The 282-nt window shown below is 66.3% G+C and carries 1 pseudogene; it reads right to left on the bottom strand.

Annotation, left to right across the window (positions count from 1 at the left end):
- A pseudogene (locus tag SB756_RS29470) lies at positions 1 to 282 on the bottom strand (DNA polymerase I); the annotation flags it as partial.

The raw sequence follows: 282 nt of genomic DNA, 5'->3' as shown, positions 1-282 counted from the left end.
GCGCCTGGCGCAGCTTCTCCAGCCAGGCATCGAAACGGGCCTGGTCGAGGATGGTCTCGTACCTGGGCTCGGCCTTGGCGGCTGGCGCCTCTACCGGTGCCACGTCATCACCGGCCTTGGCCGCGTCACGCTGCACCTCGGCGACCCAGCTCTTGACCTCCATCTCGGTGTATAGCGCCAGCAGCGCTTCACGGTCCGGCTCGCCGCACACCAGTGCATCCACTTCGACATCCAGCGGCACGTCGACCTTGATGGTGGCCAGTTCATAGGACAGGAACGCCG

The sequence above is a fragment of the Pseudomonas sp. SIMBA_068 genome (genome assembly GCF_046534705.1).
GTDB classification, from domain to species: domain Bacteria; phylum Pseudomonadota; class Gammaproteobacteria; order Pseudomonadales; family Pseudomonadaceae; genus Aquipseudomonas; species Aquipseudomonas putida.
This window is presented reverse-complemented; position numbering and strand designations above follow the sequence as displayed.